The sequence below is a fragment of the Flammeovirga sp. SubArs3 genome, assembly GCF_947387565.1.
GTDB classification, from domain to species: domain Bacteria; phylum Bacteroidota; class Bacteroidia; order Cytophagales; family Flammeovirgaceae; genus Flammeovirga; species Flammeovirga agarivorans.
In genome coordinates, this window is the sequence record NZ_CANDOA010000007.1 from 1 (window position 1) to 18,331 (window position 18,331).

The window sequence follows — 18,331 nt, forward strand, 5'->3', positions numbered from 1 at the left end:
GACGATTCCGTAGCTCAGTTGGTAGAGCATCTCCCTTTTAAGGAGAGGGTCCTGGGTTCGAGCCCCAGCGGGATCACAAAGCCAATACAGCAATGTGTTGGCTTTTTTTGTTTGAAAACTGCGAGTTTTTTCAGATATTAAAGATCAACATCAAAGAAATCTGCCTATACAACACTTTTACGCTTTAATTACTATGAAATCACATGAAAGTTACTTTTTCAAAACACGTAACATCGTAAAATACTACATGTGGATATTTCTTTTTGGAATCTTCTCATTGCATCAAGCAAATGCAAGCAACTTAGATTTACCTCAAAAAAATATTTATGTAGAAGACAACCAACCTCTTTCTTTTGAAATTCTTCCCAACCCTGTTGTTTTAGAGAATAACAATATCGATGTGGATATGGAAATCAAAGGTATTGACAGAGGATATTCAGTTCAGATTCTATTATACAATACAATTGGAAATTTAGTTTATCGCATGGACTTATCTGTAGACTCACACCAAGTACACTTTAAGTTTAAGCCGAAAACAAATGTTTCTGAAGGGTTATATTTTATTTCAGTGTTGAATGGCACAAATAGAGTTACAAGAAGAATGGTTGTGAATTCACATTAAGATGAACTACACAACCATTTATATTTTCTAGTCATTTGACCCTCTCAATCTATCCAACAAATCGCTTAATTGCTCTGCTTCCCCTGCGGAGATATTTTTAAACGAACTCATCACCTCTTCTTCATGTGGATCAAGTTCTGCGAGCTTATCAAGGCCAGATTGCGTGATAATCACATCTACCTTCCTCCTATTGCTTCCACAAGTCTCTCTTTGAACAAAACCTTTCTCGATAAGACGATCGATCAATCTCGTCAAATCTGGGCTTTTATCAATCATCACATCCTTTATACTTCCAGGGTTCATACAACTTGGATGTGCTCCTCTTAGAATACGTAATACATTATATTGTTGGTGGGTAATACCTTGCTTCTTAAACCAAGTCTTTGACTGATTTAACAGCCAGTTGTTGGTAAACATCAGATTTATGTATGCCTTTTGAAAAGGATCTCTGAATGATTTTTGGTTGATATCTGTTTCGATCGACATAGCTGTTTGTACTATAGTATTTGTTTAAACAAAATATGTTAATCACGCAATAAGCTATAATTTCAATAATAAAACAAGTTTTCCGAATTTTGTTTGAACAAAACATCAAAAAAACTACCATTAGTACACAAAAAAGGTCATTCTAATTGCTTAGAATGACCTTTATATCTTTTATGATTTTCCAATCACTATACTTCTTCTTTTGGTGTATCTGGAGTTTCTTTTGAATCTTCTCCAGTAGAAGTTTCACTTTTCACCTCTGAAGTTTGTTCCGCTTTCACTTCAGTTGCTTCTACTTCTACAACTTTTGCTTCTTCAGTTCCTTCAGTAAACTCTTGGTATACTGTCTTCTTATCAAAAGGACGCTCACCAATTAACTTCACAAGATCAGATTGATATAATACCTCTTTCTCAAGAAGTTGTTGTGCTAAAGACTCTAAGGCATCTGAATGCTCTCTTAACAATGCCAATGTACGTTTATACATCGCATCAATAAGATTCTTCACTTCCTCATCAATCTTTTCAGCTAAGGCTTCTGAGTAAGGTCTAGAGCTAAATTCACTTCTATTTGGGTCATAGAAAGACAGGTGACCAATTTTATCGTTCATACCATAAATAGACACCATACTGTATGCCATTTTAGTGGTACGCTCTAAATCACTTAATGCACCTGTTGAGATACGACCAAAGATAATTTCTTCAGCTGCACGACCACCTAAAGTCATACAGATTTCATCCATCATCTCTTCAGTAGTATTTAAGTATTGCTCTTTTGGTAAGTACTGAGCATAACCTAACGCAGCAACACCACGAGGTACGATACTTACTTTCACTAATGGGTTGGCATGCTCTAGGAACCATCCTGTTACTGCATGACCTGCTTCGTGATAAGCTACAATACGCTTCTCTTCTTTAGAGATTATTTTATTTTTCTTCTCAAGACCACCAATTACTCTGTCGATGGCTGCCATAAAGTCATCCATCTCCACAGCTGGTTTGTTATTTCTTGCTGCAATTAATGCGGCTTCATTACAAACGTTGGCTAATTCTGCACCTGCAAAACCTGGAGTCTGTGTCGCTAATTCTTTTGCATTCACATCTTTGCTCACTTTAATAGGCTTAAGATGTACATTAAAGATTTGCTCACGACCATTAATATCTGGCTTATCTACTGAAATCTGACGATCAAAACGACCCGCTCTCATCAATGCACTATCCAATACATCCGGACGGTTAGTCGCAGCAAGGATAATTACACCTGAATCAGTTCCGAAACCATCCATTTCAACTAATAATGAGTTCAAGGTATTCTCTCTCTCATCATTAGAACCTGGCATAGATCCTTTACCTCTTGAACGACCAATTGCATCAATCTCATCGATAAAGATAATACAAGGGGCTTTTTCTTTAGCTTGTTTGAAAAGGTCTCTAACTCTTGCAGCACCTACACCAACAAACATTTCAACAAAGTCAGAACCTGACATAGAGAAGAAAGGAACACCTGCTTCACCTGCTACTGCTTTTGCTAATAACGTTTTACCGGTACCGGGAGGGCCTACAAGTAAAACACCTTTAGGAATCTTACCACCTAGGTCAGTATATTTTTTAGAATTTTTCAAGAAATCAACGATTTCCTCTACTTCTTCTTTTGCCTCATCAAGACCTGCAACATCTTTGAATGTTACTTTTACATGATTAGCATCGAACATTTGCGCTTTAGATTTTCCAATATTAAAAATCTGTCCGCCTGCTCCTCCGCCTGCCATACGTCTCATTAAGAACCAGAAACCAAAAAGTAGTACGAATAAGAAACCTGTACTCATAAACCAAGTACCAAAACTTTCTCTTGATTCTACTTTATAAGGCACTTTATCCTTTTCAGGGATATCGCTTTGAGTATCATCAAATTCTTTAAGAAAGTGGTCTGCTGAAGCGATTTGGAAACGATAGTTCGGCTCCTTAGTCACTACAGAAAACGGACTACGTTCCTGCTGGATTTTACTATATTTTGACTTTTGAAGGGCTTTGTTATTTAATACAACTTCTACCCATCTATTATTTACGATAGTGATTTCTTCTACATCACCATCTTTCAACATCGTCTTGAATTCATGAAGTGTTGTTGTCTCAGTAGTACTGCTCTTACTGAAGTATGCCAAACCCACAACTACAAGAATAAGTGCCACAAGCATCCATACTTGATAGTTATTTTTAGGCATTGGATTCTTAGGAATATTCCTTTTGTTCTGATCCATTCTAAAATACTGATATTAAAATGTTAATTATTCTTTTTATTCAGTTGGTAGTTTAAACACTTTCGCATCTCCCCAAAGCTCTTCTAGAGCATAAAATTCTCTTTTCTTAGGAAGGAAAACGTGAGCCACTACATTCACATAATCTAAAAGTGCCCAACCTTGAGAACCTGTACCTTCAGTAGCCCAAGGCTTTTCTCCGTTAGCATCTTTTACTTCTTTTTCAATGCTATCAACAATAGCATCTACTTGTGTATCCGATGAAGCTGTACAGATTACAAAGAAATCTGTCACTCCGTTCTTAACTTTTCTTAAATCTAATATTTCAATATTTTGTGCTTTCTTCTCCTGCATCCCTTTAGCAACGATATGTGCTAACTCCTCTACATTTATTGTTTTACTCATATTTTTATAATGGGCTACCCCCAATAAAATCTTTTCTGATAATGGTGGATTTGCCGATTTGTTATTTTAATTTCTAATCTTGTATTATTGCACTGCAAATTCAGTACTCAAATTTAATAAGGCTGAATTACATGTCATTTCTAAACAAAAGTAATAAATAGTTGTATAAAATTTCTGCCAATACGTCTATTATCGGTAAAAGTGTCATATATGTGCCGTCTTGTCATTCTACAAATGACTACCTCAACCAATTGATTTCTAATAAGGTCATAGAAGAAGGAACAACTGTCGTTACTTCTGATCAGACAAAAGGTAGAGGTCAAAGAGGCAATGCTTGGGAATGTCAAGCAGATAGTAATATTACTTTATCATGTTTTCTTCAGCCTCATTTCATTGAAGCCAAGGACCAATTTACTATGAATATAGCAGTTTCTCTTGGTGTTTATGACACTATAACATCTCTTTACTCAAGCAATGTCAAAATAAAATGGCCGAACGACATTTTAATTGACAATAAAAAGATATGTGGAATTTTGATAGAAAACTATTTGAGTGGTAGAAAAATTTCAAATTCTATCGTTGGAATAGGTTTAAATATAAATCAGACCTCTTTTAATGGAAACTTCCCTGCCACTTCATTGTTTATAGAAACTGGTAAAAAGATGAATCTGAACTATGCTTCACAGCTACTTTTGGAGAATCTGGACAAACGCTATCATCAATTAAAAAATGGAGAGATTGATAGGTTAAAAAGAGAGTATTACGATAATATGTTTTGGTTCCAAGAGGAAGGATTATTCGAAGAAGTTAATCCTGATGGAACTCGAGAAAGATTCAATGGAGTAATTCTTGGCGTGAATGATTATGGCTGTATTTCTATTGCAAAAGAAAACAAAGAAGTAAAACACTATGCTTTCAAAGAAGTAAAGCACATCTACTAGGCTATTTGAAAGGATCTTCTAACGTTAATGTATACTCTTTATAACTGCCTGATTTGTCTTCGATCTCTAAAGATAATTTTCTACCATCTTTACCTCTAAACAATGTTCTAACTTCATCCACAGACATTAATGATATCGCTTGTCCATTCACTTGCACCAATCGATCTCCTTTCTTTATTCCTGCTTTAAACGCCGGGGATAATTCTCTAATCTGAGAAACTTCAAAATAAGGTAATCCAGGATATGGATTATTAAATTCAAGCCCTAAATGATTGTAAGAAAACTCATCTCTAAAATCATTATTTTTCTTTAATAGGATTTCCTTGTTATGATAATCAAAAACTACAGTAAATCTTCTTAAGACCTCTGAACCAATACTTCCATGCCTGCTTTTATCGAACAGGTTCTGATTAAGGCTGTTAAATTCAGGGTATTTCACAATTGGGTTTTCAAGAAGGAAATCTCCTATTTTTAATTGATCCAATCGATTTACCTTACCATAAAGATCTCCATTAATCCCCACACCAAGGTGATCTCGAATTGCTTTTAAAGATGCTTTTAATGGAGTATTTTCCGATTCAAAAACTGACAAAGCATGACTTGCTCCAGTATCTACTAATAAATTTAGATTTTCAAACGAATTTGTTTCTGAAGAGAATATTGTCGTTGTCATATAACATCTATTCCTTTTTATCTCTACAGGAAAACACTCATATCGCTTTTTGTATTTTAGTCTTTTCTTGGATGCATAATAATCTTGTTTGTAAAGTGTTATTACCTTTTTTTGATAATCCACTTGTACAACGAAGTGATTAAAAATTGTAGCCCCAATCAATCCATGTACTTTTACACCCATGTTTTTAGAAAGCAACAACACATCCTTACTCGCATATATGATATCTTGATTAAGCCCTTCTACCCCTTTTATTTCTATCGTATTACCCCAAGTATGATATGCATGTACATCTTCACCAGTACCCCAACCTTTAATATCAACCTCTCTAATTTTTCGGGGTTCAAAATTTAATTCATCAATAATCGTAGGGTCACTAACGATAGGATAAGTAACTCCCGAATCAAAAATAAAATTAAGGGAATCTGAATGGTTAATACTTACTTGAATAACCATAAGATTATTAACCATAGTAAAAGGAATTTGCACATACTTTTTATTCTCATTCTGAAATACAAGATTTTTCAAATGAGGATGTGCTTGTTGGGCGAAAAGGTCGATTGGTGAGAAAATAGAGAATAGCAAATTCACCAACAGACACCTGATTAAAGAGTGATTTCTCATAGTAAATAGTAGTAGTTGGCTTGTTGATTTCCCTTTTAAGATAGTGATTTAAAAGCTCTTAAACAAAAAAGGAGACCATCAAATGGTCTCCTAGTTTCTTTTGTTTACGTTAGTGATAGTAATTACGTTATAAATCAAAAAATAATCTGTTAGCTAAAAAAATTATACACATTAGTAACATTGGCATTTTTGCCTTTCCTAGTTGTGGAAAAACAATTAAGGGTAAAGAACCTTCCTGCACTACAAAAGTACTGTTAACAGATTTTGACAACAATAACCATTTATAGGTATTTTCTATTTGAGGATTCAAACTTTTTTAACAATACACTATCGTCTAGTACATCCATCTTAATTAAGTTATATTTCAATCGCTAAAAATTGAATATTACTAAGATTTATCCTTTTAATTACTAATGAATATTTATAGAAAACACATAAACTGAAAATGAATGATTACTTTTGTCTCTTTATTATAAACATAAGGCTTTTAGAATCAGAAAATAGAATGGAAACTCCTTTTATCATTGGTATCACAGGCGGTAGCGGATCTGGCAAAACTACTTTTATCAATAATCTAGTGGACATGATTGGCGAAGAGAACATCTGTACAGTTTCTCAAGACAATTACTACATCGAAAAAGAAAAGCAGCCTGAAGATGCAAAAGGGATCAAAAATTTTGACACACCCTATTCTATTGATTTAGAGAAGTTCTACCAAGATTTACAGCGCTTAAAGAAAGGTGAAGAAGTTCATATCAAAGAATATACTTTCAACAACGCAGAGGCAGAACCTAAAATGCTTACTTTCATTCCTAAAAGAGTAATCATCTTGGAAGGTATTTTTGTATTCCATGATCCAAGAGTTTTAGAAATGATCGACCTAAAGCTTTTTATTGAAGCTAAAGCTCACCTAAAACTAAGTAGACGTATCAAAAGAGACAATGTGGAAAGAGGATACGATATCAATGATGTATTGTACCGTTATGAAAACCACGTAATGCCTGCTTATGAGAACTATATCAAACCTCATAAAGAAAATGTCGATTTAATTGTTAGAAATGACAGAAACTTCGATGTAGCCTTAGAAGTTGTTAAAACATTTTTGCTTGGTAAGATATAAGGTCATAATTTTCCGTTAGAATTCAGTTTTCAATAAGAAGGAAATATGGCAGACGGAAAATATGCAATCATTGGTTTAGGTCAGTTCGGCTCTTCAGTTGCTAGAAACTTAGCATCATTAGGAGCCGAAGTGATGGCCATTGATAGAGAAATTGAACTGGTTGATCTTATCAAAGACGATGTAGCTTATGCTGTTGCTTTAGACTCAACTGACGTAAAAGCGTTAAAATCTCAATCAATCACAGAAATGGATGCTGTTTTGGTAGCCATCGGTGAAAACGTTGAAGGTTTATTACTAACTACTGTACTTCTATTAGAATTAAAAGTAAAACGTATTATCGCAAGAGCTGTAAGTGATCAACAGAAGATTATTTTACAAAAGCTTGGGGTAACAGAAATTCTCCTCCCGGAGGACGAGGTCGGTAAAATGACCGCAGAAATGATTCTAAATCCAGAGATTCAATCTTTCATGAAATTACCCGATGACTATGAAGTTGTCGAAGTTATTGTACCAAAACGTACAATTGGTAAGTTTATTGATGATTTAGATTTAGAAGGCACTTATGGAGCTGATGTTATTGCCTTGAGAAGAACACATGAAGAGGTCAATGCATTAGGTTTTGTCGAATACAGAGATCACTTAATTCGTAATCCAAAAGAAGTTAACTCTACATTACAAAAAGGTGATAAACTAGTACTCTTGGCAACCAAAGATGCTATCAAGAAATTCATTGAAATAAATAGCTAAGCACATTAAGCTCATAATAATATACTAGAGGCTTCTTTAAGCTAAGAGTCTCACATTATCATCATTCATATGAGAAAATTTTTAATCACAGGTGGAGCTGGTTTTGTTCCAAGTTCACTAGCAGATAAACTCCTTGAAAACCCAGATAATTTTGTTGTCTGTGTTGACAACTTCCTTACTGGCGAGGCTTGGAAAGTACCAAAACATCCTAACTGCAAATTCATTAAATGTGATGTCAATCGTTACGAAGAAATTGCAGCGATTATGACTTCGTATAAATTTGATTACGTATTTCATTACGCTGCGGTAGTAGGCGTAAAACGTACTTTGGAAAACCCTGTACTTGTACTGGAAGATATCCAAGGCATCGAAAACGTATTAAGATTATGCAAGAATACAGGAGTGAAAAGGGTCTTCTATTCTTCTTCATCTGAGGTTTACGGCGAACCTGTTCATTTACCACAACATGAGCATACTACACCATTAAACTCAAGACTTCCTTATGCAATTGTTAAGAACTTAGGAGAAGCATATTGCAGATCTTTCAAGCAAGAGTTTGATTTAGATTATACTATTCTTCGTTTCTTCAATACTTATGGCCCCAAACAAAGTACTGACTTTGTAATGTCGAAGTTTATTGATGCAGCCCTTAAAAACGAACCAATTACAATTTATGGTGATGGTTCTCAAACGAGGACATTCTGCTTTATTGAAGACAACATCGAAGTGACCATACAACTTCTTGAGAATGGCATGTGTATAAATGATGTCATGAATGTGGGTAATGATCGAATTACCACAATTAAAGAACTAGCAGAAAAAATCATTCAAACTACAGGTTCTGCTTCTGAAATTGTATACCTAGATCCTTTAAAAGAAGGTGATATGTCTAGAAGACAACCAGATATCGAAAAGATGAAAGAAGTACTTCAACGTCCTCTTACATTACTAGAAGATGGTTTAGAAAAAGTTATTGAAGCTAGAACTGAAATGTCGAAAGCATAAGTTCACTTATATATAAACAAAAAGAGCTGAAACTTTGTCGTAACAAGATTTCAGCTCTTTTTTTATCTGATTAGACCGGTTATACGATCTCTTTTTCTTTTTTTGGTGCTGATAAACCTCCAAAAGCTTGTCCCATTTTCTCTGTTAATAATAACATCACTGGTACAATTACTAATGTAAGGAAAGTAGCAAACGTTAATCCATAGATTACTGTCCAAGCCATTGGTCCCCATGTATCTGCATTTGGACCACCGAAATAGATATCTGGGTCGAAGTGTGCAAACATACCAAAGAAGTCAATGTTCATACCTGTAGCTAAAGGAATAAGACCTAATACAGTCGTAATCGCAGTTAACAATACAGGACGCAAACGAGTGAAACCTGCTTGCTGAATACATTCTATATAATCTTTAATAGGTAAACGTTCATCCTCTAATAACCCAAGTTGATCCTTTTTCTTTTCTACCAATTGATCTGCACAGTCTATCAATACAATAGCATTGTTTACTACAATACCTGCTAATGAGATGATACCAATACCTGTCATGATAATCACAAATGGATCATTGAAAATAATTAATCCTAATAGTACACCAATCAAACTTAATACTACAGAAATAATGATAATAAAAGGCTTCACAAAAGAGTTAAATTGCGATACTAAGATTAAGAAGATAGCACAAACCGCAATCATCATTGCTCTTGATAAGAATGCCATTGATTCTGCTTGATCTTCCTGCTCTCCACCAAATTTGTAGCTGTATTGAGAAGGCATTTTATATTCTGCCAATAAACCTTTTACCTCACCTACAACTTTCTGTGCATTGTATCCTTCTGTAATATTAGAACTCAAAGTAACTACTCTATCTAAATCTTTACGTTTGATTTCTCCTACTGTTGTACTGTAATCCAATGATGCCACAGATGAAACAGGTACCTGATGGAATGCTCCCTTATTATCTCTGAAAGTAATTCTTTGATCATTTAAAGTTGATAAATCATATCTATATTCATCTTTTAAGCGAAGTTGAATAGGATAATCATCTTCACCATCTTTAAATTTAGAAACTTCCTGACCGTAGATAGCTGTACGCATGTTGTTTGCTAGCATACCTGTTGATACACCAAAACGACGAGCCTTATTTCTATCAATATTAACTAATAATTCAGGCTTACTCACACTGATATCTACAGATAATTTATCTACACCTTCAATGTCAGATTGCTCGATTAAAGATTTCATTTTATTTGCCTCTTCAATCAAGACAATGTAATCTTCTCCTTTCAGCTCAATACTAATTGGCTTACCTGTTGGAGGTCCATTCTGGTCTTTAGAAGTAACAATTTCTACACCTGGAATATCTTTAGCAATACGCTCACAAAGTGCTTTTACTTCTTTAGAGCTTACTCCACCTCTCTCTTCGTAAGGAACAAAACCTACAGCGATTCTAGCTCTGTTAGGTGTTACAGAATTACCAGCATTATCTTGTGGGTCATTCGTATTTTCACCTACATTACTTACAATAGATTCAATGATGTCTTTATACGGAAGTAATTCTTTGTATAGACGCTTTTCTAAATCTAAGGCAATCTTATTCGTTTCTTCTACATCTGTACCTTGAGGAGCCTCAACATACATGTAAACATAACGTGGGTCGGAATCAGGGAAAAACTCAATCGGTACATTACCTGAACCTAAACGGGCACCAAACCAAGCAATCGCAAAGAATAAGAAAAATGTATTACCAACAATCAAAGCATATGGAGTTTTACCTTTTAAGGCAAATTCTAATGTTGATAAATACACAGACTCCAATCTTGTTAAAATATTGTGTTGGAAGAAATGTGCAGCTCTTTTTAGTACAATACCATCTAATAATGCGATAAATGCACCCAACATTAGTAGGTTTCCTAAAGCATAAGTATCGCGAAGAATATAAGCAGGAATTGATAATCCTATTAGGATTAAACCAACTGTCACTTTCTTTTTGTTTACTGTTCTGTAAGCAGCTTCATCGTCCACTTTCATGTAACGATAAGCGATCACTGGGTTAATCACTAAACCTACGAATAATGACGAGGCCAATACAGTAATTAGAGTAATCGGTAAATATTTCATAAACTCACCCATAATACCTCCCCAGAATGCCAATGGAACGAAAGCTGCTAAAGTTGTTGCTGTAGATGAAATAATCGCTAATGCTACCTCACCAGTACCTTGTTTTGCTGCTTCTTTCTTAGAAAGTCCTTGTTCCCTCAAACGGTAGATATTCTCGATCACAACAATGGCATTATCCACCAACATACCGAGAGCTAGAATCAGTGCGAATAAAACTACCATGTTAATTGTCACTCCTAATACACTCAAGATTAAGAAAGACAAGAACATCGACATCGGAATAGCAATACCAACAAATAAGGCATTCCTTAATCCCATAAAGAATAATAATACAACTACCACTAGAATCATACCTGAGATAATTGAGTTCTCAAGGTTGTTTAGCGAAGTCTTCATTTCTTTAGATTGAGACTCAGTAATTACGATATCCAAGTTTGGCGGTAAATATGTAGCTCTTGCTTCATCAAGTAGAACATTGATCTTATCTGTTGCATCGATAAGGTTTTCTCCACCTCTTTTAACCACTTTTAATGATACTACTGGGTATGCACCTTTATCGTTAAAAGAGTTCGTTGCTAAACGGGCATATGACTTACGCTCTACATAGCTATCTTCTACATCAGCAAGGTCTTTGAGGTAAATTGTGTTTTGATCTTCAGACTTCACAATTACATTACGAATCTCTGACACTTCTTTAAATTCACCATCAACACGTAATGATCTACGGAAACCATTACCCATTTTTACATCACCACCAGACATTGTTACGTTCTCACGAGAAATTGCATCAGAAATATCTGAGAACGCAATTTGCATCGCATCCATTGTATATAAATCTGCATTAATCTGAATTTCTCTTTCTACAGAACCTGTAATATCAACTCTTGATACTTCTCTAAATTCTTCAAGATCATCTGCTAAATCTTCAGCATAATCTTTTAATTTTTGAATTTCGAAATCACCAGAAAGGTTAATTACCATAATTGGAATCTCAGAGAAATCCATTTCTTGAACGTCTGGATCTTGATCCAAATCTGTTGGTAATTCACTTTTGGCTTTATCTACAGCATCTTTTGTGTCTTGAAGTGCTTTAGAAGTCTCTATATCTTCATTAAACTCTACAGTAATAACTGAAAAGTCTTGAGCTGATGTAGAAATAATTTCTTTTACACCTTTTACCGATTTCAATTCTTTTTCAATCGGACGAGTAATTAGTGATTCGATATCCACAGGTGAGTTACCTGGGTGCATTGTGTTAATATACACCATCGGAATACGAATCTCAGGGAATTGCTCTTTCGGCATACCCACGTACGCCAAAATTCCAAACAGTGCAATGATGACTGTAAGAATAAAAATGGACGTACTATTATTGATCGAGAGGCTACTTAAACCAAATTCCTTGATTTTTTCCTCTTTCGTCTCGTTACTGTTTTTGTTAAAATTTGACTCCATATCTTTTGTCAAAATTAGATTTGATAATCTACAACTCGAACTTCTTCTCCAACAACTACCTCAGAGTAACCTTTATCAATTACTCTCATACCTGGTTCAATACCTGTAGTAATCATTGTTTTTCCTTTATAAGATTTACCTGTCTGAACAGTAATCTTTTTCACTACATCTTTCTTAGCTCCATCTTTTGCCAAGATATATGTAAATGTTTCTCCTTTCGTATTCTTTTGAACTAAATTAGAAGGGATAGCTACAGCATGATCTTTAGAGTAGTCATTAATAGTAACTACAGCCATTGTATTTGGTTTAAGATTCAAACCTCTTTCTGTTACCTTCATTCTAATTTTGAAAGTTCTGTTCACCTGGTTAATCGTCTGTCCGACCATACTCACTTTCATATCTTTTTCGATATCAAGCATAGGGAACTTCACAGATACATGGTCTCCTTTTTTAACATCACGGCTGTACTTTTCAGAAACTTCAGCTACAACTTCAATATTATTTAAATCAACTACTCTAGCGTAAGGCTGACCTGCTGGGGCCATTTCACCTTCTTTCATGTAGATTTCATCGATTTTACCTGCAATTGGAGCCAAGATATATCCTTTTCCTTCTTGCTCTTTTAAACTCGCTAATTTTGCCTCTAAGCTTTCTTTATTATTCTTCGCTTGTAAATATTGAACTTCAGACCCAATATTTTGCTCCCATAAAGAACTTTGCTTTTCATACATAATGTTAGCAAGCTCCAAAGAAGTTTCAACTTCTTCGATTTGTTTCTGTAAGATCTCTACATCTAGCTTGGCAATTCTTTGTCCTCGCTTAACATAGTTACCTTCCTCAACATATCTTTTTACTAATCGTCCAGTAGTCTCTGGAGCAACCACTACGTTTCTATTTGAGATAACATCACCTGGAACATCAACAAAGTGACTGAATGTCATTTCTTGAACATCAAAAATAGTAACCGGTTTTAATGAAACTTTTACTTCTTTTGGACCTTCAATAGTCTCTATTTCTTTCTCTAGGTTATCTATTTTAATTTCTAAGTCAGCTAACTCCGTTTGGTAGTCTTTTAACTCTTGCTTTTTTGATTCTAAATCATCGCCACCACAAGATGATAAAATGCTGGCCGCAGATAAAAGAGCAATAAATTTATATCTATGTTTCATGATTTTATTCTTCGATTATTTTTTTTCGTTATTCATTTTCAAAACTTCCTCGTCTTTGCTATGATCTTCTTCATCAACATAGCTCAACAAACGACCATTTGCTTTTTCAAAGGCTAATTTCGCTACTAATACATCATATAAAGAAGTATAGAAACTATTAGCAGCAGTCTGATAATCTTGAGACGAAGTTGTAATTTCTAATGACGATCCAACACCATTTTTAAACTTCACTTGAGTATTTGTGTATACCTTATCAGCAACATTCATATTCTTCTCCTGTAAGTTTAATGTAGACAAGTTTGTTTCGTAAGTGATTCTAGATTGTTCCTGTTCAATAGAAATCTGACGCTCTAAATCAGTTTTTGTGTTTTGTAACTGCTGTCCTTTCAGTTTCTTCTGCTCAATTCTTTTTGATCTATTAAAACCATCAAACAGTTTCCAAGAGAGCGACACACCTACTGATAAGAAATCTCCAGCTGTTCCATATAAGTCAGAAAACTGAGTACTCGCTGTGTTGACACCGTAGTTACCAAAAGCATACAATTTAGGCCAGTATTCCGCTTTTGTGGCTTTAATATCATAGTTATTCAATTTGATATTAGTCATCATGATTGAATACTCAATTCTTCTTGATGATTCAGCTAGATCTGTTGGAGTAACGATAAAATCTCTAAAATCCTCTAGTGATTGTGACAATTGCAACGGTTCATTTATATCCATTCCCATCTGGAATTTCAATAACTTCTTTGCAATAATTTGAATCTGTTCCAATTGAGTTTGTTGGATCAAGATACTGTTATAAGTTACCTCAATTCTGTTGAATTCAATCTCTTCGACCATACCAGCTTCGTAAGTGGCTTTAGTCTCGTTATATAAAGATTCAAGAATTTCCTTATTTCTATTAATCAACTCTAAGTACTCTTGTTGTACTAGAACATAATAATAGGCTTGTGTTACTGCTTCAACAACATCAATTTTCGATCTAATCAATTCTTTTGCTGATAACTCATTGTAAACTTTAGCGGCTTTCACACCAATAAAGAAAGTACCATCAAATAATAGCTGATTTGCTGATAATTGAACATTTGATAAAAACGGTGTACCGAATTCTAATCCAATGGTTTCATTAGGATCACCATCTGGATCAAACGTATTCCCCGGTACATACGATTTTTGGATTTTTGCATTGTTAATCAACTGACCTTCCATATCAATTTGAGGAAGACCCATTGAAATAATTTCACCTACTTTAGCTTGAGAGATACCCTGTTCGATTACTGCATTTTTGATGGTTCCTGTATTTGCAAAAGCATAATCGATACAGTCTTGCAAGTCCATCAAATCTCCATTCTGGTCAGGATTTGTTTGTGCAATTAATTGAGTTGTACTAAAGAGTAGACTTAGTACAGTGACCCATTTTAAGGCCGTTGTTTTCATATGTTTGTTGATTGAGTTTCTTTAATAAAACTTGATAGGTACTGATTTAGTAATTTGACACCTTCGACAGTAGCTATTCCTCTAATAAAATGCTTGAAGAATTCCATTTGTATTGTCGCTAAAGAATACTTGGAATGATCGTACAAGTTAGAATCAAAAGCAGATTCCAACTGCCAGACACGCATACTTACTAATAGTGGAATGTTCATGTCATCAAGGAATAGTTCTTCATCTACACCTTGTTCTATAATACTGATCATTGATTGATCGAAGCATCCTTTTTTATGACATTCGAATTTATTCCAGATTTCAGGGTAGAATTTTTTTAAGTCTAACAAAGTCATCGGATTAATCGACTTCATCCTCGTGTAGAAGTAAAAGAAGATTCTTGCCAACTTGTACACACCGTCTTTATCTTCTTTCCATACGGCATCAACAAAAGCAATATCTTCGTTGATATGATGTTCTAAAGTGAAATCGATGAGTTCTTTCTTGTCCTTAAATACATTATAGAGTGTTTTTTTAGACACTCCCAACTGTTGGGAAATGTCTGACATTGTAACTCTCTTAATACCTGAAGTTTGGAATTGTTTGCGTGCTTCTTCAATGATTCGGATACGTAATTGATCGTTCACCATTGTTTTAAATGAGTTAGATAATGATTATTAAAAATGAGATAATTTATTATTTCGTATCAGATAAAAAGAAAAAATGATAGCGAACCAACAGATTTGTAGATAAGTATAACTAGTTCTCTAAAAGGTATTTCTTTTTCTAATGCAAACATATGGAAACCACAAACAATAAAAAAGTTTCCAAGGTTTATTTTTCCGAAAATTTAAAAAATAAACCCTATTCCGTTAAATATGTTTCACAATCCAATCATTATTATTTTTAAGAGAGCAAAAGACTGTTGAATTACATATTTATACTTTTCAACATTGCTGATACTTCATCTTTAGGAATCTCTTCTACAGAAACCCACATTTTAACACTTTCAACTGGTCTTTTTTGTCTATTCACCTGTTTATTAGCTATTTGATCTATCACTTCAAAGCCTTCTACTACTTGACCAAACACAGTATATTTTCCATCTAAGAAGGGAGTTCCTCCCACTGTAGTATATGCTTTAATCTCATCTCTTTTTAATCGATCCAATAATACAACATCGTATTTCTTTTCAATCATTGGAATACATTTCTTCATCAGTCTTTTCTGTCCTTCTATATCACCATTGGCACCTAATGAAGAGTAAGATGATGCTATTTTAGAGTATTCAGGATCTTCAATCATACTATTAAAATATTTGTTCAATTTCGTATAATCTAGTCGAGCATCTATCAAATTTCTTTTCGAATAAGTTCTGCCATCAACAATATAAAACTGACAACCGCTAGATTCTAAGTCAGGGTTTACTTCCTCACCTTTCCTAGCCATGGCTAGTGCTCCTTTTCTATGGTAATGATTGTCTTTTATTTCAGCGGGTATGGTGTAACCAATTTCGCCTCTACCTAAACCTTGATTGGGAGAAGCAAATCTAGAATCAGGGTCACCACCTTGAATCATGAAGTTTTTGATCACTCTATGGAAAAGCAAGCTATCATAATAATGTTGTCTAGTTAGTTTGATAAAATTCTCTCTATGAAGAGGTGTATCATTGAATAAAACAGCCTTCATTTCACCATATTCCGTGTGTATCGTGACTAAGAAATCATGGTCGTTATTTGCTACCACAACAGGTACCTCTTTATCCTTTTCCCAAGTACCATCACCTTTTGGGCCGCAAGATGTTGATAAGATTGATAACCCACTAATAATCAACAAATAATAAATTACACTTTTATTTAATTTTTTTATGATACTCATATATTATTTTGGTATGTTTTTTCGTTATTAAAAGTAAGCGATTAGATTTTTTTAGGACCAATACTCAATTATATATGACGATGGCGTTAGCAAACGGCCTAGACAAGCCAGTTATACAAAGAGCAATTGTGGTTGATAATAATATTATTAACGCACATTATTTAAAGAAAATGCTCGCAGATGAAGGGATGGAAATTACTATTGTATCGGATACTATCCAACTTTATCAGTTTATTCAGGAGGAAGAAGTTAAAATGGTTTTCCTTGATAGTGAAACATTGGGGTCACATTTAGAGGATACTATTTTCCAGCTTAAACAAAGAATCTCCTATCCTGTGACTATAGTGGGTACGACACCTTATAGTTTAGCAGGTGCAAGAAAGAAACTTATAGGTATGGGCGTTGAATTTGCGCTAAGTACACCTATTTATAAAAAGCACCTACGCGAAATTATAAAATCTGCGACTATAGCATAAATCCTTTCCACTTACTAGCGAAAAGGATTTATACAAATATTACTTTCGATACTAATTCACCTTTTTATAAAGATGATACTGGCATCTTACGATCTACTTTTTTAACTAGTCCTGATAATACTTTTCCTGGACCACACTCAATAAATTCTGTAGCACCGTCAGCAATCATTGCTTGAACTGTCTGTGTCCAACGTACAGGTGCAGTTAATTGAGCAATTAAGTTCTCCTTAATTACTTCAGGATCTGTTTGCGGTTTAGCATTTACATTTTGATAAATTGGGCAAGTTGGTTGGCTTAATTGAGTTTCCTCGATCGCCTTTTGTAACTCTTCTCTTGCCGGCTCCATAAATGGAGAGTGGAATGCACCACCTACAGGTAGAGGTAAAGCACGTTTTGCTCCAGCTTCTTTAGCTACTTCACAAGCTTTCTCGATACCTTCCTTGCTACCTGAAATTACTAATTGACCTGGACAGTTATAGTTTGCAGCAACTACACCTTCTACGCCATCACATACTTTCTCTACATCTTCGTCAGAAAGACCTAAGATAGCAGCCATAGTCGATGGGTTCAATTCACATGCTTTTTGCATTGCATCAGCTCTTTTAGCTACTAAAGATAAAGCATCTTCAAAGTTTAAGGCTCCACAAGCTACTAAAGCAGAAAATTCACCTAATGAGTGACCTGCAACCATATCCGGAGTAAACTCATCTGCACATAATGCTGTAATTACTGAATGTAAAAATACTGCAGGCTGAGTTACGTTTGTTTGCTTAAGTTCTTCAGCAGTTCCTTCAAACATTACGTCAGTGATACGGAAACCTAAGATTTCGTTTGCCTTTTCGAAAAGCTCTTTTGCTTTTGGATTAGAATCGTATAGGTCCTTACCCATACCTGTAAACTGAGCTCCTTGCCCAGGAAATACATATGCTTTCAT

Annotated in this window: 16 protein-coding genes and 1 tRNA gene; 7 read left to right on the forward strand and 10 right to left on the reverse strand. The window is 34.6% G+C overall.

The features are described 5' to 3' along the window. The first annotated feature begins 3 nt into the window (after positions 1 to 3). Positions 4 to 76 (forward strand) — tRNA-Lys (locus QL232_RS18750). A gap of 117 nt (positions 77 to 193) precedes the next feature. Further along, complete coding sequence (locus QL232_RS18755; protein WP_168883886.1) at positions 194 to 622, forward strand: hypothetical protein; 429 nt, start codon at positions 194 to 196, stop codon at positions 620 to 622. Between the two features lie 27 nt (positions 623 to 649). Here QL232_RS18755 and QL232_RS18760 read toward each other — a convergent pair whose 3' ends face one another. From QL232_RS18760 to rsfS, 3 genes are all read right to left on the reverse strand, one after another. Then, positions 650 to 1,108, reverse strand: coding sequence for a MarR family transcriptional regulator (locus QL232_RS18760; protein ID WP_168883885.1), 459 nt, complete (start codon positions 1,106 to 1,108; stop codon positions 650 to 652). A 188-nt stretch (positions 1,109 to 1,296) separates the two neighbouring features. Beyond that, entirely contained in the window at positions 1,297 to 3,363 is a 2,067-nt protein-coding gene (gene ftsH, locus QL232_RS18765) for an ATP-dependent zinc metalloprotease FtsH (protein ID WP_281615349.1), read from the reverse strand. Positions 3,364 to 3,399: 36 nt separating this feature from the next. After that, complete coding sequence (rsfS, locus tag QL232_RS18770; protein WP_211093327.1) at positions 3,400 to 3,765, reverse strand: ribosome silencing factor; 366 nt, start codon at positions 3,763 to 3,765, stop codon at positions 3,400 to 3,402. Between the two features lie 161 nt (positions 3,766 to 3,926). Here rsfS and QL232_RS18775 point away from each other — a divergent pair, with 161 nt between their 5' ends. Then, positions 3,927 to 4,706, forward strand: coding sequence for a biotin--[acetyl-CoA-carboxylase] ligase (locus QL232_RS18775; protein WP_168883883.1), 780 nt, complete (start codon positions 3,927 to 3,929; stop codon positions 4,704 to 4,706). Between the two features lies 1 nt (position 4,707). Here QL232_RS18775 and QL232_RS18780 read toward each other — a convergent pair whose 3' ends face one another. Then, positions 4,708 to 6,003, reverse strand: coding sequence for a PDZ domain-containing protein (locus tag QL232_RS18780; protein WP_281615350.1), 1,296 nt, complete (start codon positions 6,001 to 6,003; stop codon positions 4,708 to 4,710). A gap of 505 nt (positions 6,004 to 6,508) precedes the next feature. Here QL232_RS18780 and udk point away from each other — a divergent pair. The 3 genes from udk (at position 6,509) to QL232_RS18795 (ending at position 8,875) form a co-directional block, all read left to right on the forward strand. Beyond that, positions 6,509 to 7,123 carry a uridine kinase gene (gene udk / locus QL232_RS18785; RefSeq protein ID WP_168883881.1) on the forward strand — a complete coding sequence of 205 codons (615 nt, stop codon included), beginning with the start codon at positions 6,509 to 6,511 and terminating at the stop codon, positions 7,121 to 7,123. A 45-nt stretch (positions 7,124 to 7,168) separates the two neighbouring features. Beyond that, the gene (locus QL232_RS18790) at positions 7,169 to 7,870 is read left to right on the forward strand and encodes a TrkA family potassium uptake protein (RefSeq protein WP_168883880.1); all 702 of its coding nucleotides are present in this window, start codon (positions 7,169 to 7,171) and stop codon (positions 7,868 to 7,870) included. A 69-nt stretch (positions 7,871 to 7,939) separates the two neighbouring features. Beyond that, the gene (locus QL232_RS18795; RefSeq protein WP_281615351.1) at positions 7,940 to 8,875 is read left to right on the forward strand and encodes an NAD-dependent epimerase/dehydratase family protein; all 936 of its coding nucleotides are present in this window, start codon (positions 7,940 to 7,942) and stop codon (positions 8,873 to 8,875) included. 79 nt (positions 8,876 to 8,954) lie between these two features. Here the strand turns inward: QL232_RS18795 and QL232_RS18800 are convergent, their stop codons facing one another. The 5 genes from QL232_RS18800 to QL232_RS18820 form a co-directional block, all read right to left on the reverse strand. Beyond that, entirely contained in the window at positions 8,955 to 12,449 is a 3,495-nt protein-coding gene (locus QL232_RS18800) for an efflux RND transporter permease subunit (RefSeq protein WP_281615352.1), read from the reverse strand. A 14-nt stretch (positions 12,450 to 12,463) separates the two neighbouring features. Next, positions 12,464 to 13,618 (reverse strand): efflux RND transporter periplasmic adaptor subunit, encoded by a 1,155-nt coding sequence (locus QL232_RS18805; protein WP_281615353.1) that lies wholly within the window; start codon positions 13,616 to 13,618, stop codon positions 12,464 to 12,466. Between the two features lie 15 nt (positions 13,619 to 13,633). Then, positions 13,634 to 15,055 carry a TolC family protein gene (locus QL232_RS18810; protein ID WP_168883876.1) on the reverse strand — a complete coding sequence of 474 codons (1,422 nt, stop codon included), beginning with the start codon at positions 15,053 to 15,055 and terminating at the stop codon, positions 13,634 to 13,636. Continuing rightward, positions 15,052 to 15,693: a TetR/AcrR family transcriptional regulator gene (locus QL232_RS18815; protein ID WP_281615354.1), complete on the reverse strand. Its 642-nt coding sequence runs from the start codon at positions 15,691 to 15,693 to the stop codon at positions 15,052 to 15,054. Before QL232_RS18815 ends, QL232_RS18810 begins: the two co-directional genes overlap by 4 nt. A gap of 280 nt (positions 15,694 to 15,973) precedes the next feature. Continuing rightward, positions 15,974 to 16,921, reverse strand: coding sequence for a peptidylprolyl isomerase (locus tag QL232_RS18820; RefSeq protein ID WP_281615355.1), 948 nt, complete (start codon positions 16,919 to 16,921; stop codon positions 15,974 to 15,976). 80 nt (positions 16,922 to 17,001) lie between these two features. Between QL232_RS18820 and QL232_RS18825 the strand changes: the two genes are divergently transcribed. Continuing rightward, a complete protein-coding gene (locus QL232_RS18825) occupies positions 17,002 to 17,397 on the forward strand; it encodes a response regulator (RefSeq protein ID WP_168883873.1) in 396 nt (131 codons plus the stop codon). A gap of 64 nt (positions 17,398 to 17,461) precedes the next feature. Here the strand turns inward: QL232_RS18825 and fabD are convergent, their stop codons facing one another. Further along, a complete protein-coding gene (gene fabD, locus QL232_RS18830; protein WP_168883872.1) occupies positions 17,462 to 18,331 on the reverse strand; it encodes an ACP S-malonyltransferase in 870 nt (289 codons plus the stop codon).

What these genes read in the sequence shown, in the direction of transcription:
- QL232_RS18755 (WP_168883886.1), top strand. Translation starts at nt 194, where the DNA reads ATGAAATCACATGAAAGTTACTTTTTCAAAACACGTAACATCGTAAAA.
- QL232_RS18760 (WP_168883885.1), bottom strand. Translation starts at nt 1,108, where the DNA reads ATGTCGATCGAAACAGATATCAACCAAAAATCATTCAGAGATCCTTTT.
- ftsH (WP_281615349.1), bottom strand. Translation starts at nt 3,363, where the DNA reads ATGGATCAGAACAAAAGGAATATTCCTAAGAATCCAATGCCTAAAAAT.
- rsfS (WP_211093327.1), bottom strand. Translation starts at nt 3,765, where the DNA reads ATGAGTAAAACAATAAATGTAGAGGAGTTAGCACATATCGTTGCTAAA.
- QL232_RS18780 (WP_281615350.1), bottom strand. Translation starts at nt 6,003, where the DNA reads ATGAGAAATCACTCTTTAATCAGGTGTCTGTTGGTGAATTTGCTATTC.
- udk (WP_168883881.1), top strand. Translation starts at nt 6,509, where the DNA reads ATGGAAACTCCTTTTATCATTGGTATCACAGGCGGTAGCGGATCTGGC.
- QL232_RS18790 (WP_168883880.1), top strand. Translation starts at nt 7,169, where the DNA reads ATGGCAGACGGAAAATATGCAATCATTGGTTTAGGTCAGTTCGGCTCT.
- QL232_RS18795 (WP_281615351.1), top strand. Translation starts at nt 7,940, where the DNA reads ATGAGAAAATTTTTAATCACAGGTGGAGCTGGTTTTGTTCCAAGTTCA.
- QL232_RS18800 (WP_281615352.1), bottom strand. Translation starts at nt 12,449, where the DNA reads ATGGAGTCAAATTTTAACAAAAACAGTAACGAGACGAAAGAGGAAAAA.
- QL232_RS18805 (WP_281615353.1), bottom strand. Translation starts at nt 13,618, where the DNA reads ATGAAACATAGATATAAATTTATTGCTCTTTTATCTGCGGCCAGCATT.
- QL232_RS18810 (WP_168883876.1), bottom strand. Translation starts at nt 15,055, where the DNA reads ATGAAAACAACGGCCTTAAAATGGGTCACTGTACTAAGTCTACTCTTT.
- QL232_RS18815 (WP_281615354.1), bottom strand. Translation starts at nt 15,693, where the DNA reads ATGGTGAACGATCAATTACGTATCCGAATCATTGAAGAAGCACGCAAA.
- QL232_RS18820 (WP_281615355.1), bottom strand. Translation starts at nt 16,921, where the DNA reads ATGAGTATCATAAAAAAATTAAATAAAAGTGTAATTTATTATTTGTTG.
- QL232_RS18825 (WP_168883873.1), top strand. Translation starts at nt 17,002, where the DNA reads ATGGCGTTAGCAAACGGCCTAGACAAGCCAGTTATACAAAGAGCAATT.
- fabD (WP_168883872.1), bottom strand. Translation starts at nt 18,331, where the DNA reads ATGAAAGCATATGTATTTCCTGGGCAAGGAGCTCAGTTTACAGGTATG.